This window comes from Planomonospora sp. ID82291 (assembly GCF_015711645.1).
GTDB lineage: Bacteria > Actinomycetota > Actinomycetes > Streptosporangiales > Streptosporangiaceae > Planomonospora.
In genome coordinates this window covers 722,406-739,943 of sequence record NZ_JABTEX010000001.1, presented here as the reverse complement: position 1 = coordinate 739,943, position 17,538 = coordinate 722,406, and the positions used below count along the sequence as shown (strand labels likewise).

Annotated in this window: 15 protein-coding genes; 3 read left to right on the top strand and 12 right to left on the bottom strand. The window is 74.5% G+C overall.

Annotated features, from left to right (window positions below; translation table 11 throughout):
- Window positions 1-37: 37 nt before the first annotated feature.
- On the bottom strand, window positions 38-682 hold the full coding sequence (locus HS045_RS03155) for a LysE family translocator (protein ID WP_196449659.1): 645 nt from the start codon (window positions 680-682) through the stop codon (window positions 38-40).
- 281 nt (window positions 683-963) lie between these two features.
- Between HS045_RS03155 and HS045_RS03150 the strand changes: the two genes are divergently transcribed.
- Window positions 964-1,482 (top strand): cysteine dioxygenase family protein, encoded by a 519-nt coding sequence (locus HS045_RS03150; protein ID WP_230883408.1) that lies wholly within the window; start codon window positions 964-966, stop codon window positions 1,480-1,482.
- 20 nt (window positions 1,483-1,502) lie between these two features.
- Here the strand turns inward: HS045_RS03150 and HS045_RS03145 are convergent, their stop codons facing one another.
- The 4 genes from HS045_RS03145 to HS045_RS03130 all read right to left on the bottom strand — a co-directional run bounded on the left by HS045_RS03145 (window position 1,503) and on the right by HS045_RS03130 (window position 6,649).
- A complete protein-coding gene (locus tag HS045_RS03145; RefSeq protein ID WP_196449658.1) occupies window positions 1,503-2,084 on the bottom strand; it encodes a TetR/AcrR family transcriptional regulator in 582 nt (193 codons plus the stop codon).
- A gap of 14 nt (window positions 2,085-2,098) precedes the next feature.
- A complete protein-coding gene (locus HS045_RS03140; RefSeq protein ID WP_196449657.1) occupies window positions 2,099-4,450 on the bottom strand; it encodes a YhgE/Pip domain-containing protein in 2,352 nt (783 codons plus the stop codon).
- A complete protein-coding gene (locus HS045_RS35755) occupies window positions 4,447-5,208 on the bottom strand; it encodes an ATP-binding cassette domain-containing protein (RefSeq protein ID WP_196449656.1) in 762 nt (253 codons plus the stop codon). Before HS045_RS35755 ends, HS045_RS03140 begins: the two co-directional genes overlap by 4 nt.
- An 88-nt stretch (window positions 5,209-5,296) precedes the next feature.
- A complete protein-coding gene (locus HS045_RS03130; protein ID WP_307827364.1) occupies window positions 5,297-6,649 on the bottom strand; it encodes a M20/M25/M40 family metallo-hydrolase in 1,353 nt (450 codons plus the stop codon).
- A gap of 378 nt (window positions 6,650-7,027) precedes the next feature.
- On the opposite strand from HS045_RS03130, the gene HS045_RS03125 reads away from it, so the two are divergent.
- Both HS045_RS03125 and ald read left to right on the top strand, forming a co-directional pair.
- Entirely contained in the window at window positions 7,028-8,422 is a 1,395-nt protein-coding gene (locus HS045_RS03125; protein WP_196449654.1) for an aspartate aminotransferase family protein, read from the top strand.
- Window positions 8,423-8,462: 40 nt separating this feature from the next.
- Window positions 8,463-9,581, top strand: a complete 1,119-nt coding sequence (ald, locus tag HS045_RS03120) for an alanine dehydrogenase (RefSeq protein WP_196449653.1) — start codon at window positions 8,463-8,465, stop codon at window positions 9,579-9,581.
- A gap of 119 nt (window positions 9,582-9,700) precedes the next feature.
- Here the strand turns inward: ald and HS045_RS03115 are convergent, their stop codons facing one another.
- The 7 genes from HS045_RS03115 to HS045_RS03085 all read right to left on the bottom strand — a co-directional run bounded on the left by HS045_RS03115 (window position 9,701) and on the right by HS045_RS03085 (window position 17,468).
- Window positions 9,701-11,236 carry a tetratricopeptide repeat protein gene (locus HS045_RS03115; protein ID WP_230883407.1) on the bottom strand — a complete coding sequence of 512 codons (1,536 nt, stop codon included), beginning with the start codon at window positions 11,234-11,236 and terminating at the stop codon, window positions 9,701-9,703.
- Window positions 11,166-12,677 carry a transposase gene (locus HS045_RS03110; RefSeq protein ID WP_230883406.1) on the bottom strand — a complete coding sequence of 504 codons (1,512 nt, stop codon included), beginning with the start codon at window positions 12,675-12,677 and terminating at the stop codon, window positions 11,166-11,168. Before HS045_RS03110 ends, HS045_RS03115 begins: the two co-directional genes overlap by 71 nt.
- A gap of 161 nt (window positions 12,678-12,838) precedes the next feature.
- Window positions 12,839-13,342: a hypothetical protein gene (locus tag HS045_RS03105; protein WP_196449651.1), complete on the bottom strand. Its 504-nt coding sequence runs from the start codon at window positions 13,340-13,342 to the stop codon at window positions 12,839-12,841.
- 192 nt (window positions 13,343-13,534) lie between these two features.
- Window positions 13,535-14,650 (bottom strand): sulfite exporter TauE/SafE family protein, encoded by a 1,116-nt coding sequence (locus HS045_RS03100; RefSeq protein ID WP_196449650.1) that lies wholly within the window; start codon window positions 14,648-14,650, stop codon window positions 13,535-13,537.
- A gap of 118 nt (window positions 14,651-14,768) precedes the next feature.
- Complete coding sequence (locus tag HS045_RS03095; protein WP_196449649.1) at window positions 14,769-15,392, bottom strand: Uma2 family endonuclease; 624 nt, start codon at window positions 15,390-15,392, stop codon at window positions 14,769-14,771.
- A 70-nt stretch (window positions 15,393-15,462) separates the two neighbouring features.
- Window positions 15,463-16,110: a response regulator transcription factor gene (locus HS045_RS03090; RefSeq protein WP_196451021.1), complete on the bottom strand. Its 648-nt coding sequence runs from the start codon at window positions 16,108-16,110 to the stop codon at window positions 15,463-15,465.
- A 50-nt stretch (window positions 16,111-16,160) separates the two neighbouring features.
- Window positions 16,161-17,468, bottom strand: coding sequence for a sensor histidine kinase (locus HS045_RS03085; RefSeq protein WP_196449648.1), 1,308 nt, complete (start codon window positions 17,466-17,468; stop codon window positions 16,161-16,163).
- Window positions 17,469-17,538: the final 70 nt, after the last annotated feature.

The window sequence follows — 17,538 nt, the reverse complement described above, 5'->3', positions numbered from 1 at the left end:
GTACCGCCGGAGGGAGCGGCAGGGGCAGGGACCGGGGTCAGGCCCTGGCGGCGGCGGTCTCGCCGGAGAGCGCGGTGGCGGCGCCCAGGCCGAGGTAGACGAGGCCGCCGGCGACGTCGAGACGGCGGCGGGCGCGGGCCGAGCGGCGCAGGCGGCCGGCCAGCGCGGAGGCGAGCAGGGCGAAGGCGCCGTCGCTGGCGACGCCCAGGACGGTCCAGATCACGCCCAGGAGCACGATCTGCGGGGCGATCGGGCCCGCGGCCGGGTCGGCGAACTGGGGGAGGAAGGCGAGGAAGAAGATCGCGGTCTTCGGGTTGAGCACGTTGACCGCGAAACCCTCCCAGAACATCCGACGCCTGCTCGCGGCCGGCGGCTCGGCAGCCCCGCCGTCGTCCGCGCGCGCCAGGAGCCTGCGCAGGCCGAGCCAGACCAGGTAGGCCGCGCCGAGGTACTTCACGATCGTGAACGCGGTGGCCGAGGCGGCGAGCACGGCGCTGACGCCGAGCGCGGCGGCGGCCACGTGGACCACCGAGCCGGCGTGGATGCCGAGAACGGAGACCAGCCCGGCGCTGCGGCCCTGGGCGATGCTGCGGGTGACGATGTAGGTCACCGCCGGACCCGGCACGAGCAGCAGGGCGAGGGTGGCGGCGGCGAACAGGGCGAGGGTCGCGAGATCCGGCATGCCCGGATCGTAGGCCCGGCCGTCCCCTGATCACCTCTGGTTTTTCCGGGGCGGCCCCGGACCGCCGAGGTCGGGGCCTCCAGCCTGGCGAGGCGGCGGCCGACCGGGGCTGGGAGCGGTGCGGTTCCCGGGCGGCCCCCGTCACCGAGCTCGTCCGGGCGACGGCGGCGGGCGCGCGGAGCCGTACGGGGCCGAACATCTGCCGACGTCATCGATGAATCAGCAGAAAGATGGGTATTAGACGTCATATGTGGGTGAGGCGACACGCTGGAGCCACGGGAATGATGACGCTCGCGCGCCCCGGACTCACCGAGCTGGTCGGAGGGATCCGGGAAGTGGTGAGGAGGCCGGCCGCGCCCCGCGCCACGGCCTTCGCCGTCGCGGAGCTGCTCCGCGGGCGGCTGCCCGCCCCGGAGGTCCTCACCGAGGAGGAGCGGGCCGGCGGCCCGGAGAGCTACGTCCGGCACACCCTGCACACCGAGCCCGGCTTCTCGGTCGTCGCGGTGGTGTGGCGCCCCGGCCAGGGCACCCGGCCGCACGACCACATCGCCTGGTGCGCCTTCGGCGTCCTCCAGGGCGTGGAGTACGAGACGCTCTACCGCGACGAGGGCGACCACCTGACCGAGATCGGCCGCACCGCCAACCGCACCGGCGACGTCAGCGGCTTCGCCCCGCCCGGCGACATCCACAAGGTGCACAACGTCGGCGACGTCACCGCGATCTCGCTGCACGTCTACGGAGCCGACCTGGGCGTCGAGCCCACGAGCGTGCGCCGCACCTACGACCTGCCCGTGCGCTGAGCCGGGCGGCCCCGGGGCGCCTACCCGGTGGCCCGGCCGCGCAGGAGGTCCATCAGGGTGGCGTGGAGCCGCTCGATCGGGCGGTCGGGGTGGAGGGCCTTACGCTCGATCGCGACGGTCAGCACCATCCCGAACACGGCGGTCGCCGCGGTCTCGACGTCCAGGTCGTCGCGGACCGCGCCCTCGGCCACGGCCCGGCGCAGCACGCCGGCGTAGACGCCGAGCGCGTCCCGGCGGAGCCCGGCCACCGCGTCCCGCCAGGCGGTGCGCCACATCTCGGCCAGCAGTACCCGGGCGAACGCGCCGTACTCCTCGAAGAACCGCAGCTGCGCCATGACCACCGCGTCCAGGGCCTCGAGCGCGGTCTCCCCGGCGGCGGCCCCGGACAGGGCGGCGGACAGCAGCCCCACCCCGTGGTCGAGCAGGCCGGAGAACAGGGCCTCCTTGGTGCCGAAATTGTAGAACACCGTGCCCTTGGCCACCCCGGCCCGCTCGGCGATCGCGTCCACGGTGGTCGCGGTGTAGCCCTGCTCCGCGATCAGCTCCACCGCCGCGCCGAACAGCCGCAGCCTCGTCTCGGCCCGTCGGCCGCTCGCTGTCATGGGCACCACGGTAGTCACAGCGCCAGCTCGGGGTGGAGGCGGCGCATCGACCAGGTCCGTCCCCGGTGCACGGCGCAGACGCTCAGCGCCAGCCCCAGGGCGGTCCACAGGACCAGCACCCCGCAGGCCTGCCAGACCACGGTCGGGTCGCCGCCGCTGATCAGCCGCCGCAGCGCGCTGACCACCCAGCTCATGGGCAGCCACGGCGAGATCGTCTGGAAGAAGCCGGGCGAGGTCTCGATCGGATAGGTCCCGGCGGCGGAGGTGAGCTGGAGCATGAGCAGCGCCAGCACCGCGACGCGGCCGGGCGCGCCCAGCAGGGCGTTGACCGCCTGCACGATCGCCAGGAACGCGGCCGTGGTGAGCAGCAGGATCCCGATCGTCCCGGCCCAGTGCGCGGCCTGGAGGCCGAGGGCGAACCGGAGCACCGCCGCCAGCACGCCGACCTGCGCCGCGCCCAGCGCCAGTCCGGGCACCCAGCCGCCCACGGCGATCCGCCAGGCGGGGGCCGTACCGGCCAGGAGGCGCGGGTTGAGCGGACGGAGCACCATGTAGGCGACCATCGCGCCGACCCAGAGCGCCAGCGGGACGAAGAACGGCGCGAAGCCGGTGCCGTAGTCGGGCACCTCGTTGAGGACGGAGCTGGCCAGAGTGACGGGCTCGCTCATCATCTCGGTACGGCCGGCGCGCTCGGCGGCGTCGTAGTCGGGGATCTCCCCGGCCCCGTCGCCGAGCCTGCGGCTCAGCTCGCGCGAGCCGTCGGCCAGCTCGCCGAGCCCGCCGGCGAGCCGGTCGATGCCGCCGGCGAGCCGGCCCGTCCCGTCCTGCAGGGCTCCGGTCCCGGCGTCCGCCTGAGCGGCCCCGTCGCGGAGCCTGGCCACGCCGCCGCCGAGCTCGGTGAGCCCGCCGGAGAGCTCGCCCGCCCCGTCGCCGAGCCTCACCACGCCGGAGGTGATCTTTCCGTTGGCGGCCGAGGCGTCCTGGAGACCCCGGTGGACCTTCGCCGAGCCGTCGGCGAGCGTGCCGAGCCCTTCGTCGAGCCGGTGCACCGCGTCCCGGGCCTCGTCGATCGTGCGCGCCGCACCGGATGCGCGGTCGGCCAGGTGGTCGGCGTACCGGGCGGCCTCCGCCACGCGGGGGGCGCTCCGCCGGAGCCGGGCGAGGGCCTCGCCGGCGCCGTCCGCGGGGGCGTCCGCCGCTCCGTCGGCGAGGCCGCTCGCGACCTGGCCGGTGGACTGCGCGAGCCGGCGGGCGGCGGCCCGCAGTTCCGGATCGGCTCCGGGGTCGCTCTCCAGCAGGCCCAGCAGCAGTTCGGCCTGCTCCCGGGCCTGCCCGGCCTCCTGCCGCACCTGGGCGGGCGCCCCCTGCGCGCCGTCGGCGGCGGCCGCCGTCTCGGCGTCCTGCTCCAGGGCGCGGGCGAGGGCGCGCAGCCGGGCGCTCCCCTCCTTCAGGACGGGCACGACGGCGTCCGCCGCCCGGTCGGCCTTGGGCACCTGGGCGTGGACCTGCCGGTAGGCCTCCGCGTTGCCGTCGGCGACCTGCCGGGCGCCGTCGGTGAGCTCGCCGAGGCCGCGGCCCAGCTTCCGGGAGCCGTCCGCGGCCTCGGTCAGGCCCGCGGTCAGCTTCGCCGCTCCGGCGGTGAGCTTCCCCGTGGCGGTGGCGGCGGTGCCCAGGCCGGTGGAGAGCCGCCGGGTGCCGGTCCTGAGCCGGCCGAGCCCGTCGCTCAGCTCACCGGCTCCCCGGCCGAGCGCGCCGGTGCCGTCCAGGGCCTTGCGGCTGCCGTCGTGGAGCCTGTCCGCGCCGTCGGCGGCCTTGGCGGTCGCGTCGTGCAGCTCGCCGAAGGAGACGAAGACGCCGTCCCAGTAGTCCTTGAGCGCCGTACGGCTCGCGGCGTCCTTGACCTCGGCGAACACCGCGTCGGAGATGGTGCCCATGATGTAGCTGCGGCCGGTGTCCACCGTGACGCCCAGCTCCGCCGGGGTCGGCGTGCCGTCGCCGGAGGGGGAGGCGAGCCGGGCGCTGAAGTCGGCGGGGATCGTCAGGGAGAGGTAGAAGGAGCCGTCGGCGACGCCGTCGGCGGCCTGGCGGGCGTTCACCCGGCGCCAGGCGAAGACCTCGCGCTCGACGAGCTCGTCGGCCAGCTCCCGGCCCGCGTCGACGGTCTCGCCGCCGGCCTCGGCCGGGCGGTCCTCCATGACGAGCGCCACCGGGATGTTCTCCAGGTTCCCCTGCGGGTCCCAGAAAGACCACAGGTACAGCCCGGCGTAGAGCAGCGGCAGCATCACCACGCCCGCCAGCGCGGCCCGGGTGAGCCGCGAGCGGGTGAAGCGCCGCAGTTCCAGCCGTCCCAGCCGGACCGGTCTCATCGCTGCTCCTCTTCGTCGGATGCGCCCCCGGCCTCCGGTGGGCCGGGCGGGTGCAGGTGCAGGGTCTGATGGAGGGTCCCGGGCAGGGGCCGGTCGAGGGGCCGGTCGAGGGGCCGGGGTCGGTCGAGGGGTCGGTCGAGGGGCCGGGGCGGCGTCCGCGGCAGGGGGCTCTCGGTGCAGGAGGCGACGATGGTCAGTCCCTGCGCGGCCAGGTCCTCCAGGGTCGTCCAGAGCGCGGCGCGCCGGTCGCCGGGGAGGCCGGCGTCGACGTTGTCGAGTGCGAGCAGCCCCGGCTCGTCGAGCAGGGCGAGCGCGACGCCGAGCCGTACCCGCTGCTCGCGGTCGAGCTCGCGGACCAGGGTGCGGTCGTCGGGGGAGAGGTCCAGTCCGGCCCGCTCCAGCGCGGCCGCGGCCAGGCCCGCGCTCCGGGCGTTCCAGAACAGGCCCCGGGAGCGCTCGTGCACGTGCTCGCGGACGGTCAGCGACCTCTCCAGGTCGTTGACCCCGTCGACCAGGCCCAGCGCGGCGACCCGCCGGATCGCCCGCGGCCGGGTGTGCCCGGCGACGGAGAGCACCCCCGCGGTGGGGCGCATCCGCCCGGCCAGGGTGAGCAGCAGGCTGCTCCGGCCGCTGCCCGTCCGCCCGGCGAGGGCGGTGAGGCTGCCCGCCGGGGCGTCCAGGTCGATGCCGCGGTAGACCGGCCCGTGCCGGCCCTCCAGGGACAACCCGGCCGCGTGCACGGCCACCCCTCCGGACACCGGCGCCCTCCTTTATGAACTGACTGGTCAGTACAAAAAATAGCACAGGAAAAAGCCCCGCCCTGCGCGGGCGGGGCCGTCCGGCGGATCAGGCCGCGCCGGTGGAGCCGTACTCCTGCAGGAAGAGCGCCTCGGAGACGATCGTGCGGCGGAGCTCCTCGACGACGAGCCGCTCGTTGGGCGCGTGGATCGAGGCGCCGTCGTCCTCGGCCCCGAAGAGCAGGACCTCGGCCGCGGGGAACTGCCTGACCAGGGTGGAGACCAGCGGGATCGAGCCGCCCGCGCCGACGTCGCGCGGCGGGCGGCCGTAGGCGCGCTCCATGGCCCGGTTGAGCGCGGAGCGGGCCGGGCCCGCCGTGTCGGCGAGGAAGCCCGAGCCCATCGTGTAGTCGGTGACGTCCACGCGGACGCCCCAGGGCGCGACCTGCTGGAGGAAGTCGACCACGGCCTCGATCGTCGTCTTGGGATCGCCCGCCGGGGGGACGCGCACGGTGACGCGGGCCCTGGCCGCGGGCTGGACCGCGTTGATCGCGCCGGAGACGGTCGGCACGTCCAGGCCGGTGACGGTGATGGCGTAGGAGGCCCACAGGCGGTCGGCGAGCGAGCCGGAGCCGACCAGCGAGACCCCGTCCAGCACGCCGGCGGTCTCGCGGAACTCCTCCTCCGACGGCCCGACCCCCAGGAAGGTGCCGCGCGGCAGGCCGGGGACGCGGATGTCGCCGTGGTCGTCGTGCAGGGCGGCGAGCATCCGGATGAGCGCGGCCAGGGCGTCCGGGGCCGCGCCGCCGAACGAGCCGCTGTGCAGCGGCTCCTCCAGGGTGCGCACCTCGATGGTGAACGCCCCCATGCCGCGCAGCGAGGTGGTCACCGACGGGTCGCCCACCCGGGGGTTGCCGGTGTCGGCGATGATCATCGTGTCGGCCCGGACCAGCTCGGGGTTGCGCTCGACGAACGCCTCCAGGCGCTCCCCGGCGTACTCCTCCTGGCCCTCGATGAGGACGCGGACGCCCACCGGGAAGCGGCCCTGGAAGACGCGGAGCGCGGCGACGTGGGAGATGATGCCGGACTTGTCGTCGGCGGCGCCGCGGCCGTGGATCGCCCCGTCGATCTCCGTCGGCTCGAAGGCCGGGGTGCGCCACAGGGCCGGGTCGCCCGCGGGCTGGACGTCGTAGTGGGCGTAGAGCAGCACGGTCGGCGCGCCCGGCGGGGCGGGGGCCTCGGCGTAGACGGCGGGGAAGCTGCCCTCCACCGGGATCTGCCGGACGTTCGGCAGGCCCGCGCCGCGCAGCAGTTCCTCGGTCAATGCGGCGGCCGCGCGCACCGGCTCCTCCGGATGGCCGGGGAAGGCCACCGAGGGGATGGAGACGAGCCGCTTGAGCTCTTCGATCGCCCGGGGCAGGTCCGCGGCGACGGCGCCCTCGATCTCGTCAGGAGTCAACACTTTCCCTCGCATCTCGACAGCTGGTCCTCCCCCTATTTGAGCACAGCCGCCGTACGGCCGTGCCCGGGTGCCGTACGGCCGCATCCCGGCGCCGCACCCCCTCCGCGGCAGGCCGGCGCCCCGCTCCGCCGCGCCCGGCGCCCCGCTCCACCGTGCCCGGCCCGGGGTGGCTCCCGGCTGGCTCCCGGGTGGCTCCGGTGCGGTTCCGGTGCGGTTCCGGGGCCGCCAGAGAGGGGGGGCATCGCTGATTTCGTTGCCTTCCGGCGAATCGGGCGCGGATTCCGGCGTTGTCACCACATGGTCCAACGCTTTCACTTGTCAAGACTCCGGCGTGGTGTGCACACTGTGGGGAGCCCAGCTCACCGAGGGAAGATGGCGATGACGCACCCCGAGAACACCGACGCGACGTCGGTCATGAAGGCCGCGCAGGACAACCTGTGGATGCACTTCACCCGGCACGGCTCCTACGCCGGCGCCGACGTGCCGATGATCACGCGGGGCGAGGGCGCCTACGTCTACGACGTCGACGGCAAGCGCTACCTCGATGGCCTGGCCGGGCTGTTCGTCGTGCAGGCCGGGCACGGGCGCAGCGAGCTGGCCGAGGCCGCCGCCAAGCAGGCCCAGGAGCTGGCCTTCTTCCCCCTGTGGTCCTACGCGCACCCCAAGGCCGCCGAGCTGGCCCAGCGCCTGGCCGCGCAGACCCCCGGCGACCTGAACCGGGTCTTCTTCACCACCGGCGGCGGCGAGGCCGTCGAGACCGCCTGGAAGCTCGCCAAGCAGTACTTCAAGATCACCGGTAAGCCGCTCAAGCACAAGGTGATCAGCCGCCAGATCGCCTACCACGGCACCACCCAGGGCGCCCTGTCGATCACCGGCGTGCCCGCCTTCAAGGTGATGTTCGAACCGCTGGTGCCGGGCTCGGTCCGGGTGCCGAACACCAACCACTACCGCGCCGACGAGATCACCGGCGTCCCCGGCATGACCCCCGAGCAGTACGGCCACTGGGCCGCCGAGCGGGTCGCCCGCGCCATCGAGATGGAGGGCCCGGAGACCGTGGCCGCCGTCTTCGTCGAGCCGGTGCAGAACGCCGGCGGCTGCTTCCCGCCGCCGCCCGGCTACTTCCGGCGGCTGCGCGAGATCTGCGACGCCTACGACGTGCTGCTCGTCTCCGACGAGGTCATCTGCGCCTTCGGCCGGCTGGGCACCATGTTCGGCGGGCAGAAGTTCGACTACGTCCCCGACATCATCACCTGCGCCAAGGGCATGACGAGCGGCTACTCGCCGATCGGCGCCATGATCGCCTCCGAGCGCCTCTTCGAGCCGTTCAAGAACGGCACCGAGATGTTCGCCCACGGCTACACCTTCGGCGGCCACCCCGTCTCCGCAGCGGTGGCGCTGGCCAACCTCGACCTCTTCGAGCGCGAGGACCTGCTCGGTCACGTGACCCGTAACGAGCCGGTCTTCCGCGCGACCCTGGAGCGTCTCCTCGACCTGCCGATCGTCGGCGACGTGCGCGGCTCCGGATTCTTCTGGGGCATCGAGCTCGTCAAGGACAAGGCGACCAAGGAGACCTTCACCGCGGACGAGTCCGAACGGATGCTCCGCGGGTTCCTCTCCAAGGCCCTCTACGACGCGGGCCTGTACTGCCGTGCCGACGATCGCGGAGACCCCGTGATCCAGCTCGCCCCGCCGCTCATCTGCGGCCCGAAGGAGTTCGACGAGATGGAGTCGATCCTGCGCTCCGTGCTGACCGAGGCGTGGAACCGGCTCTGACCCCCTCCGTCCCGCCGGAGCTCCGGAAAGGAAACCCCCCATGAAGATCGGTGTGCCCGCCGAGGTCAAGAACCACGAGTACCGCGTCGCCGCCACCCCGGCCGGCGTGCACGAACTCGTCCGCCACGGCCACGAGGTGTCCGTGCAGCGCGGCGCGGGCCTCGGCTCGCACTTCCCCGACGAGGACTACCTGGCGGCCGGCGCCAAGATCGCCGACTCCGCGGACGCGGTGTGGCAGGAGGCCGACCTGGTCCTCAAGGTCAAGGAGCCGATCGCGGAGGAGTACCCCCGCATGCGCCCCGGCCAGGTGCTCTTCACCTACCTGCACCTGGCGGCCGGCCGCGCGTGCGCCGACGCCCTCCTGGAGCGGGGGGTCACCGGCATCGCCTACGAGACCGTCCAGTCCGGGAGCGCCCTGCCGCTGCTCGCCCCGATGTCGGAGGTCGCCGGCCGGCTGGCCCCGCAGGTCGGCGCCTACCACCTGATGCGCTCCAACGGCGGCCGGGGCCTGCTCCCCGGCGGCGTGCCCGGCGTGGCGCCGGCCAAGGTCGTCGTCATCGGCGCCGGCGTCTCCGGCCTCAACGCGGCCCAGATCGCGGTCGGCATGGGCGCGGACGTCACGGTCCTCGACCTCGACGTCGACCGCCTGCGCTTCATCGACGCCGTCTACCGGGGGCGGATGACGACCCTGGTCTCGACCTCCTACGCGATCGAGCAGGAGGTCCTGGAGGCCGACCTGGTCATCGGCGCGGTGCTGATCCCGGGCGCCAAGGCCCCGACCCTCGTCTCCACCGACCTGGTCTCCCGGATGAAGCCGGGCTCCGTGCTCGTCGACATCGCGATCGACCAGGGCGGCTGCTTCGAGGACTCCCGCCCGACCACGCACGCCGAGCCGACCTACCGGGTGCACGACTCGATCTTCTACTGCGTGGCCAACATGCCGGGCTCGGTGGCCAACACCTCCACCCGCGCGCTGACCAACGCGACCCTGCCGTACGCGGTCAGGCTCGCCGACCTGGGCTGGCGGGAGGCCCTGCGGCAGGACGCGACCCTCGCCCCGGGCCTCAACACCCACGCGGGCCTGCTGACCAACGAGCCGGTGGCCGCCGCCCTCGGCCTGCCGTTCACCCCGGTCTCCGAGGTGCTCGCCCGGTCGTGACGTGACGCCCGGCGTGACGTGACGCCCGGCCGTCCGGGTCGTGACGCCCGCCGCCCGCCCACCGGCGGCGGGCGCGACGTGCCCCGCCGCCCGTCGGCGGCGGGTACGGCCGGGCGGCGTCAGCGTGTCTCCAGGCGGCTCCGCAGCTCGCGGGCGGTCACCAGGACGTGCTCGATCTCGGCCGGGGTCGGCCAGGGTGCGCTGCCCGGCCGGAGCAGCGTGGCCCTGACCGCGCTCAGGTGCTCGACCGCCCCCCGGTGCAGCCCGCTCCGCTCGGCCAGCCAGTCCACGACGCCGGTGTGGTCGAGCAGCGGCCGGGTGACCAGGTCCCAGGTGCCGAGGATCTCGGTCAGGTCGCCGGGGGCGAGCGCGGCGCCGCCCCGGCGGGCCACGGCGGCGGCCGTCAGCTCGGCGCGGGCGACCAGCTCGGGCTCGGCCGTACGGTCCCACGGCGACGACGGCGGAGAGGGCGGCCACGGCTCGCTCCGGTAGAGCTCGGTCAGTTCCGGAGCCGCACCGGTCATCGAGAGCAGCGCCGCCAGTTCGGCCGCCGCCTGGCGGTGACCCGCGAGCGCCGCCTGGCGGAACCAGTGCTGCCCGCCCTTCAGGTCGTTCAGCTCCGCGATGAGCAGCAGCCCGAAGTTGAAGGCGGACTCCGCGTCGCCGCAGGCCGCCGCCCGGCCGAACCAGTGGCTGGCCGCGTGGGGGTCCTTCAGCTCCACGCAGACGAAACCGGCCGTCCGCTGGTCGTCGATCCGGCCCGCCTGCGCGGCCTGCTCGAACCAGGCGCGGGCGGTGCGCAGGTCGCCGCGGGCCAGCGCGATCCCGCCGAGCCGCGAGGCGGCGCCCGGATGCTCGTTCCGGGCGGCCATCCGGTAGCACGCCTCGGCGCCCTCCGGGTCGCGGTGGGCGGCCATGAGCAGGCCGAGGTGGTAGGCCGCGTCCGCGTGGCCGTTGCGGGCGGCCAGTTCCCACCAGCGCAGCGCCTCGTCCTCGGCGCCGGAGGAGTAGGCGAGGAAGCCGAGATCGTGCGCCGAGAGCGGGTCGCCGTCCAGGGCGGCCCTGCGGTGCCACTCCCCGGCCTCGTTCGGTTCGCCGGCGTCCTCGCAGATCAGGGCCAGCCTCCGGGCCGCGGGCCGGGAGCCCGCCCGGGCCGCGGCCTCGAACCACCGCCGGGCCGCAGGCAGGTCGCCGTGCTGCTCCATCAGGAGCGTGGCCAGGTTGAGCGCGGCCTCGACGTCGCCGCCGTCCGCGGCCCGTTCGTACCAGCGCACGGCCTCGTCGAGACTGCCGTGCTTCTCGTGCCACACGCCGAGGTTGTAGGCGCTGTCCAGGTTGCCCGCGGCCGCGGCCCGCTCCCACCAGTGCCGCGCCGTCGACCGGTCGCCCCGCTGCGCGTGGCGGCGGCCGAGCAGGTGCGCGGCGTGCGCGTCGCCGCCCTCGGCGGCCCGCAGCAGAGCCGTCTCGTCGACCGCACCGTCCGCACCGTCCGCGCGGTCCGCACCGTCCGCGCGGTCCGTGTGGCCTGCGCGGTCCGCGCCGTTCGCCTCACCGGTGCCGTCCGTACGGTCCGCGCGGTCCACCTCACCGGTGTCGCCCGTGGCGCCCGGGGCGTCCTGCCCGGTGCTCCGGGGAGCGGGCACCAGAGCCGCCATGGTCGTCTCCGGATCCTCCGGCCACCACCCCATGTCTCTCCTCCTCGCAGCCAAACCACAGGTTCGCACGCGACCGATCGGCAGCGGAGCTTGACCTGCTCCCCGCCCTGAGGGGACGGGGATTCCCGTGCCGCTCACGCGGCAGCCCGCGGCGCGCTGTGGAACGGGTGCTTGGCGCTTCACCGACCCGGGCATCCCCGCAGTCTCCACGCCCTGAGACGACCGGCCCGGCCGCCTGTCCTTTGATTCTGATGCATTTCGCCGCGTTCACGTCGGCGTGCTCGGTGTGCCCGCAGGCGGTGCAGCGGAAGAGCGCTTGGCTCTCGCGGCTCTTCGCATCCACCCGCCCGCAGGCCGGCACCGAGCACGTCTGGGACGTGTACGCGGCCGGAACCGTACTGACGAGGCTGCCGGTGTAGCGAGCCGCCGAGCGGACCGCGACCTCCAGTCCGTACCAGCCTTTGTCCAGGATCGCCTTGTTCAGGCCGGACTTCTGCGCCACCCGCGCACCCGGCGCCGCGGCCGTGCCGGACGCCGAGGCGGTCATCACGCGCACGTGCAGGTCCTCCAGCACGATGTGCGCGTAGTCGCGGGTCAGCCGGTGCTCGGCCTGGGCGGTGAAGTCCGCCCGCCGCCGCCGCACCCGCCCCATGATCACCCCCAGGGCACGCACCACCTGCTTGCGGCGGGCCGAGCCCCTGCGCGCCCGCGCCAGACGGCGCTGCAGGCGCACATACCGCTGCGCCTCACCGGCCGACAGATAACCCTGATCGGCCACCCGCCCGGTTTTCCCCGCCGTCGGCGGCACCAGTGCGGACACGCCGGTGGCGGTGGCGTGGCGGCGGTCGAAGAACTCCCCCTCGGAGGTGACCGCGGCGCTCACCACGCCCCGGTCCACCCCGACCGTCGCCTCGGGGCGGGCATGGACCTGCGGGGTGGACTGCCCGTCCTCGATGAGGAAGGAGATGAACCAGTGGGCGCCGTCGCGGGAGACGGTCGCCGAGCGCACCGCCCCGCCCAGCGGCCGCGACAGCCGGAAGCGCACCCAGCCGAGCTTGGGTAGGAACACCCGCGCCCACCGGCGGTTGACCGTCTGGACCGGGATGTGCTTGGGGGTGGGGAACCGGAACGACGGCCGCCACCGGGCCCGGGCCTTCCAGCGGACCTTCCAGGTGCCGTGCCGCCGGCACGCCGTATCCAGGTCCTTGAGCGTCTGCTGCAAAGCCTGCGCGGGAGCGGTGGCCGGCCAGGGGAAGTCGGTCTTGGCGTCGGCGAGTTGCCTGCACTGCTCGGCGTAGCCGATGAACGCGCCCCGCCTGCGGTAGGCGCGGCGCTGCTCCAGGGCGGTGTTCCACACCGACCGGCACACGGCGGTGATCCGCTCGGCGGTCAGTCTCTGCCCGTCGTCGAACTCCAGCCGGTATCTGCGTCCGGTCAGCATGCGAAACACCCCCCGCCTCATCGACCGCCCGCCTGCCGTGTGCGGACTCGAACACGTTAGCGGCCACTTCATGATCGGGGAGGGTGAATGGCGGCACGGTGGGCACCGGGTGTCCGCGCCGCCCGCCCAGTGGGTCGCGGTGACCGCGTAAGGAAGGAATGTCACACCGCCGCCGTTGATGTCCTTTTGGTCGCTTGTGCTGCATGAGGAAGGCTGGTCGCGGGCTCGTTGCCGGGCCATGGACGCGGCTGAGCGAACAACCCCGGCTCGATCTCCACGAGAATGCCCAGGCCTACCAGGCGCTTGAGCTTGGCGCGGGTGTTCTCGATGTTCTTACGCGCCAGGGGCAGGTCCAGGGCCAAGCAGAGGTCCCGCGCTCGTGAGGGCCGGCCGATGTCGGCCATGAGGGCGAGAATCTGCTGGTAGGCGGGATGGTCGGGCACTGCGGGAGCCGATGGCGGCGGGGATGGCGCATCGGGCTCGTCGGCCAGGACGAGCAAGGTCTTGCGGGTGATCCGCAGATGATCGAGGTCCTGGTCGAGATCCCGCAGGCGGACGGTCAACTCCTCGATCTGGGCTTGGATCTGTTCGATGTGGCCGGTCAGCGCCTTCTCGCGGGCGTCGATCCGGTCCAGCAGCCACGCGCCGGGGTCCGGGGCGCTCACGTGCCGCGCGGGACAGGAGCGGAAGGGCCGGTCAGCCGGCGGGACATCACATCGGTCATCGCCCAGTACACCCGTGACTCGGAGCTGGCCGGATCGTGTTCGTAGTCTGAATGGATACAGCCCGCTACAGGCGGCCGTGTCCCCAACCAGCCATTCACGGCATATGCGAAGGTCAGCGGTTAAAAGACAAGCTCAGATGAAGGTGATGAAGCCGACGTACATCCCCATCGAGCAGACGTAACGCAGTGACCCCGGACGGCGCGGGGCGAGCCGTACCACGGCGGGCAGCGCCACGTCGCGGCCGTCGACGGTGAGCGACCGGGTGCAGCCCGGTGTCCCAGCGAGGTGGAAGGAGATCTCGGTGGGAACCCCCGCGCGGGCGGTCGCGATCCCGGGCCGGTAGCCGCGGTCCGTCGCCCACACGTCGATCCGCTGCACGCCGTCGGCGCCGACCGGCCGCACCGGTGACGCGGCGGCCGCCGCACCCACCGCGCCGCCGGGGGAGGGGAGCCAACCGCCCAGCCGGAGCCCGGAGCCGGCGGTCCACAGGCCCGCGACCAGCGCGGCCACCCCGGCCAGTGCCGCCAGCCGGGTCGCGGCCACCCGCCGCAGCACCAGCCCCAGCAGCGCGAACGCGGGCGCGGTGCCCGCCGCGAACCCGGCCATGACGGCCGCCCCGCCCGCCGCCGAGCCGCTGGAGACCGCCACCGCCTCCGTGCTGAGCGTGACCCCGCAGGGCACCAGGACCGTCGCCGCCCCCAGCAGCACGGCCCGCCGGGCGGAGGGCGCGGGACCGGCGCGGAGCGCGGACACGACCGGCGGGCACGGAGCGGAGCCGCGGACGAGCGACTGGAGCCCGAAGACGGCGACCGCGATCCCGGCCGCGACGAGCAGCGCCGCCCGGACCGGAGGGCCGAGCCGTACGGCGGAGCCCACCAGGCCGAGCAGGACCCCGGCCGCCACGTGGGAGGCGAGCCGTCCGGCGAGGAAGAGGGCGACGGCCTTCGGGCCCGACTGTCCGGCGGGCGTCCGGCACACCCCGCCGGCGGTCCCGGACGGCCCGCCGCCTGCGGGAGGGTTCGGACCTCCGGGCGTCCCGTCGGGCGCGGCGCGGCTCCGGGACGTCCCGCCGGGCGCACCGCCGCTCCCGGACGGCTCGCCGGGTGTTCCACGGCCTCGAGGGGACCGGCGGGCTCCGGAGGCCAGCCCGGCCAGCAACCCGCCCTGCGCCGCCGTGCACGAGGCGGTGCCCGCCGCCAGCCCGGCGGCCAGACCGCCGGTGAACAACGTGATCACCTCGGCGCTCAACGACCGCCCCCCGCCCGGGTCTCCACGCCCCGAACGCTAACCGCCCCCGGCGTGAGCGAACAGTGACACTTCGCTCACCCGCGGCCACGACGGAGGAGCGAGGGCGGGGCGACCCGGACTATCCGAGGGCGTCGGCGAAGATCGAGGTGTCCAGGGTGAAGTCGACGGGCGCGGGGAGGTGGAGGGGGCTGCCCACGGCGACGCGGGAGACGGTCTGGTACTCGCCCCCCTTGGGGTCGCTGAAGACGGTCACGGTGGCGGGGGCGGCGACGGGGTCGATGAGGAGCATCACGGGGACCAGGCCCATGGCGTAGAGATCGGGCTTGCGGTCGCGGTCGTCGATGACGCTGCCGGGAGAGACGATCTCGGCGACCATGAACAGGCCGGAGGAGAGCAGTTCGCGCGTGCCCCAGCGGGGGCAGTCGGCGGGGGCCAGCACGAAGTCCGGCTCGACCGGGTCGCGGGGGCCGTCGATGGAGACGTCGACGTTGCCGCTGAAACCATCCCAGCCTCTCTCCTCGATGATCGGCAGCAATGCGGAATAGAGGCGCATTGCGATCCTGGCATGCTCGGGGGTGCCTACCGGACTCACTATCAGACTCCCGTCGATGACTTCGGTCCGCAGCCCGGGGAGCTGCGGGAGCGCGTCGAACAGCTCGCGCGCGGTGCTGGGCAGGGGCCGGGACGCCGTCTCGGGGGTGGGGCGCAGGTCGGCGGGCTGCCGCCGTGACGTCATGACCATGATCGCGTGTCCCTTCGTGTTCCCGTGAACACGGTCAGTATCGCAAACGTCTGATCGGATCGCGAGGAGTTCAGGCCCAGCCGGGGCGGACCAGGCCGGACTCGTAGGCGATGACGACGAGCTGGGCGCGGTCGCGGGCGTGCAGCTTGGTCATGGTGCGGCTGACGTGGGTCTTGGCCGTCGCGGGGCTCATGAAGAGCTCGCGGGCGATCTCGTCGTTCGTCATCCCGGTGCCCACCAGGGCGAGGACCTCGCGCTCCCGGTCGGTGAGCGCGGACAGGTCCGTCCCGGCGACGGGCTCCTTGGCGCGGCCGGCGTACTCGGCGATCAGCCGCCGGGTCACCCCGGGGGAGAGCAGGGCGTCCCCGGCGGCGACGACGCGGACGGCCTGGATCAGCTCGGCGGGCTCGGTGTCCTTGACCAGGAAGCCGCTGGCGCCGCCCCGGAGGGCCTCGAAGACGTACTCGTCGAGCTCGAACGTGGTCAGGATGATGACCCTCGGCCCGGGGGGCATGCGCCGGGTGGCGGTGAGCCCGTCCATGCCGGGCATCCGGACGTCCATCAGGACCACGTCCGGCCGGTGCTCCTCCGCCAGGGCGAGGGCCTCGGCCCCGTCGGCGGCCTCGGCCACCACGGCCATCCCGGGCTGGGCGTCGAGCAGCGCCCGGAACCCGGCCCGGACCAGGGCCTGGTCGTCGGCGAGGACGATCCTGATCACGTCGTCTCCTCGGGCGGGGGCGTCGTCACGGCTCTGGTCGGGCGCGGGCGTCACGGTGTCCTCCCCGGCGTCCTGCCCGATGTCCCCTGCATCTGCTCCGGTGTCCTGCCCGGCGCCCTGGCCGGGACGGACGCGGCGGCGTCCTGCCCGGTGCGGCCGTCGCGCACCGGCTCAGGGATGGGCAGCCGCGCCTCGACGCGGAAGCCCGGTCCGAAGGGGCCCGCGGTCAGGGCGCCGCCGAGCGCGGCGGCACGCTCGCGCATGCCGGGGATGCCGTTCCCGCCGCCCAGTCGCTCTCCGGCGTCCCCGCCGGGTCTTCCTCCGGCGTCCCCGCCTGAATCCCCGCCGGGGACACCGGCCGGGCGGCCGTCCGGACCCGCAGGAGGGATCCGGGGAGCGCCGGAGTCGGTGACCCGGATCAGCAGCTCGCGGGCGCCGTACTCCAGCAGGACCGCGACGGAGGAGCCGGGGGCGTGGCGGCGCGCGTTGGTGAGGGCCTCCTGCACGATGCGGTACCCGGCCCGCTCGACGCCCGGGGGGAGCGGCCGGACGCCTCCGGCGGTCTCCACGGTGACGTCGAGGCCGCTCCGCCCGACCAGCTCGCCCAGCCGGTCCAGCCCGGCGGTGGGGGAGCGCGGGGCGTCGTCGCGCAGGACACCGATCACCGAGCGCATCTCGGTCAGCACGTCCTTGGAGGCCTGCTTGATCGTGGCGAGCGCGGTGCGGGCCTGCTCGGGGTGGTCGTCGATCAGGTGCAGCGCGGTGGAGGCCTGGACGTGGATGAGCGAGATGTTGTGCGCGAGCACGTCGTGCAGCTCCTGGGCCATGGTCAGCCGCTCCTCGCTGACCTGCCGCCGCGTCTCCTCCCGCGCCGTCCGCTCCCGCTCGGTCCTGCGCTCCCGCCTGGCCCGCGCGAACTCGCCCGCGGCCAGCAGCACCCCCATGACGGCGGCCATCGCCAGGGAGTGCCACAGACCCGGGCTGGGGACGGGCGCCAGCCAGGTGGTGTGGACGAGGAAGAACGCGTAGGTCGCCGCCGCGGCCGTCCAGGCGGTCCGCCGGTGGCCGAGGACGAGGGCGCGGTAGAGCGCGATGGCCGGGCTGAAGAAGATCGGGCCGTAGGCGTAGCCCAGGGAGACGAAGACGATCATCGTGACGAGGGTGACGGCCAGGGTGAGCACCGGGTGGCGCCGCCGCCAGAACAGGGCGAGCGGCCCGGCGAGCAGCAGGGCGACGCCGAGCGGGTCCACCGGGAGCCGCTCGGGCTGGTTGTCCTGCGCTCCGTAGTTGGTCGCGACCTGGACGGCCCCCACGACCAGCGGGAGCATCCGGTCGGTCCAGCGGGGTCGGGTGCGCACGCCAGCACCCTACGCCCGCCCGCCTGGCCTGCACGTCCGCCCGGAGGCTCGGGATCCGCTACATCCGCGG

Coding starts and splice junctions, on each gene's coding strand:
- HS045_RS03155 (WP_196449659.1), bottom strand. CDS start 682: ATGCCGGATCTCGCGACCCTCGCCCTGTTCGCCGCCGCCACCCTCGCC.
- HS045_RS03150 (WP_230883408.1), top strand. CDS start 964: ATGATGACGCTCGCGCGCCCCGGACTCACCGAGCTGGTCGGAGGGATC.
- HS045_RS03145 (WP_196449658.1), bottom strand. CDS start 2,084: ATGACAGCGAGCGGCCGACGGGCCGAGACGAGGCTGCGGCTGTTCGGC.
- HS045_RS03140 (WP_196449657.1), bottom strand. CDS start 4,450: ATGAGACCGGTCCGGCTGGGACGGCTGGAACTGCGGCGCTTCACCCGC.
- HS045_RS03125 (WP_196449654.1), top strand. CDS start 7,028: ATGACGCACCCCGAGAACACCGACGCGACGTCGGTCATGAAGGCCGCG.
- ald (WP_196449653.1), top strand. CDS start 8,463: ATGAAGATCGGTGTGCCCGCCGAGGTCAAGAACCACGAGTACCGCGTC.
- HS045_RS03115 (WP_230883407.1), bottom strand. CDS start 11,236: ATGGCGGCTCTGGTGCCCGCTCCCCGGAGCACCGGGCAGGACGCCCCG.
- HS045_RS03110 (WP_230883406.1), bottom strand. CDS start 12,677: ATGCTGACCGGACGCAGATACCGGCTGGAGTTCGACGACGGGCAGAGA.
- HS045_RS03095 (WP_196449649.1), bottom strand. CDS start 15,392: ATGGTCATGACGTCACGGCGGCAGCCCGCCGACCTGCGCCCCACCCCC.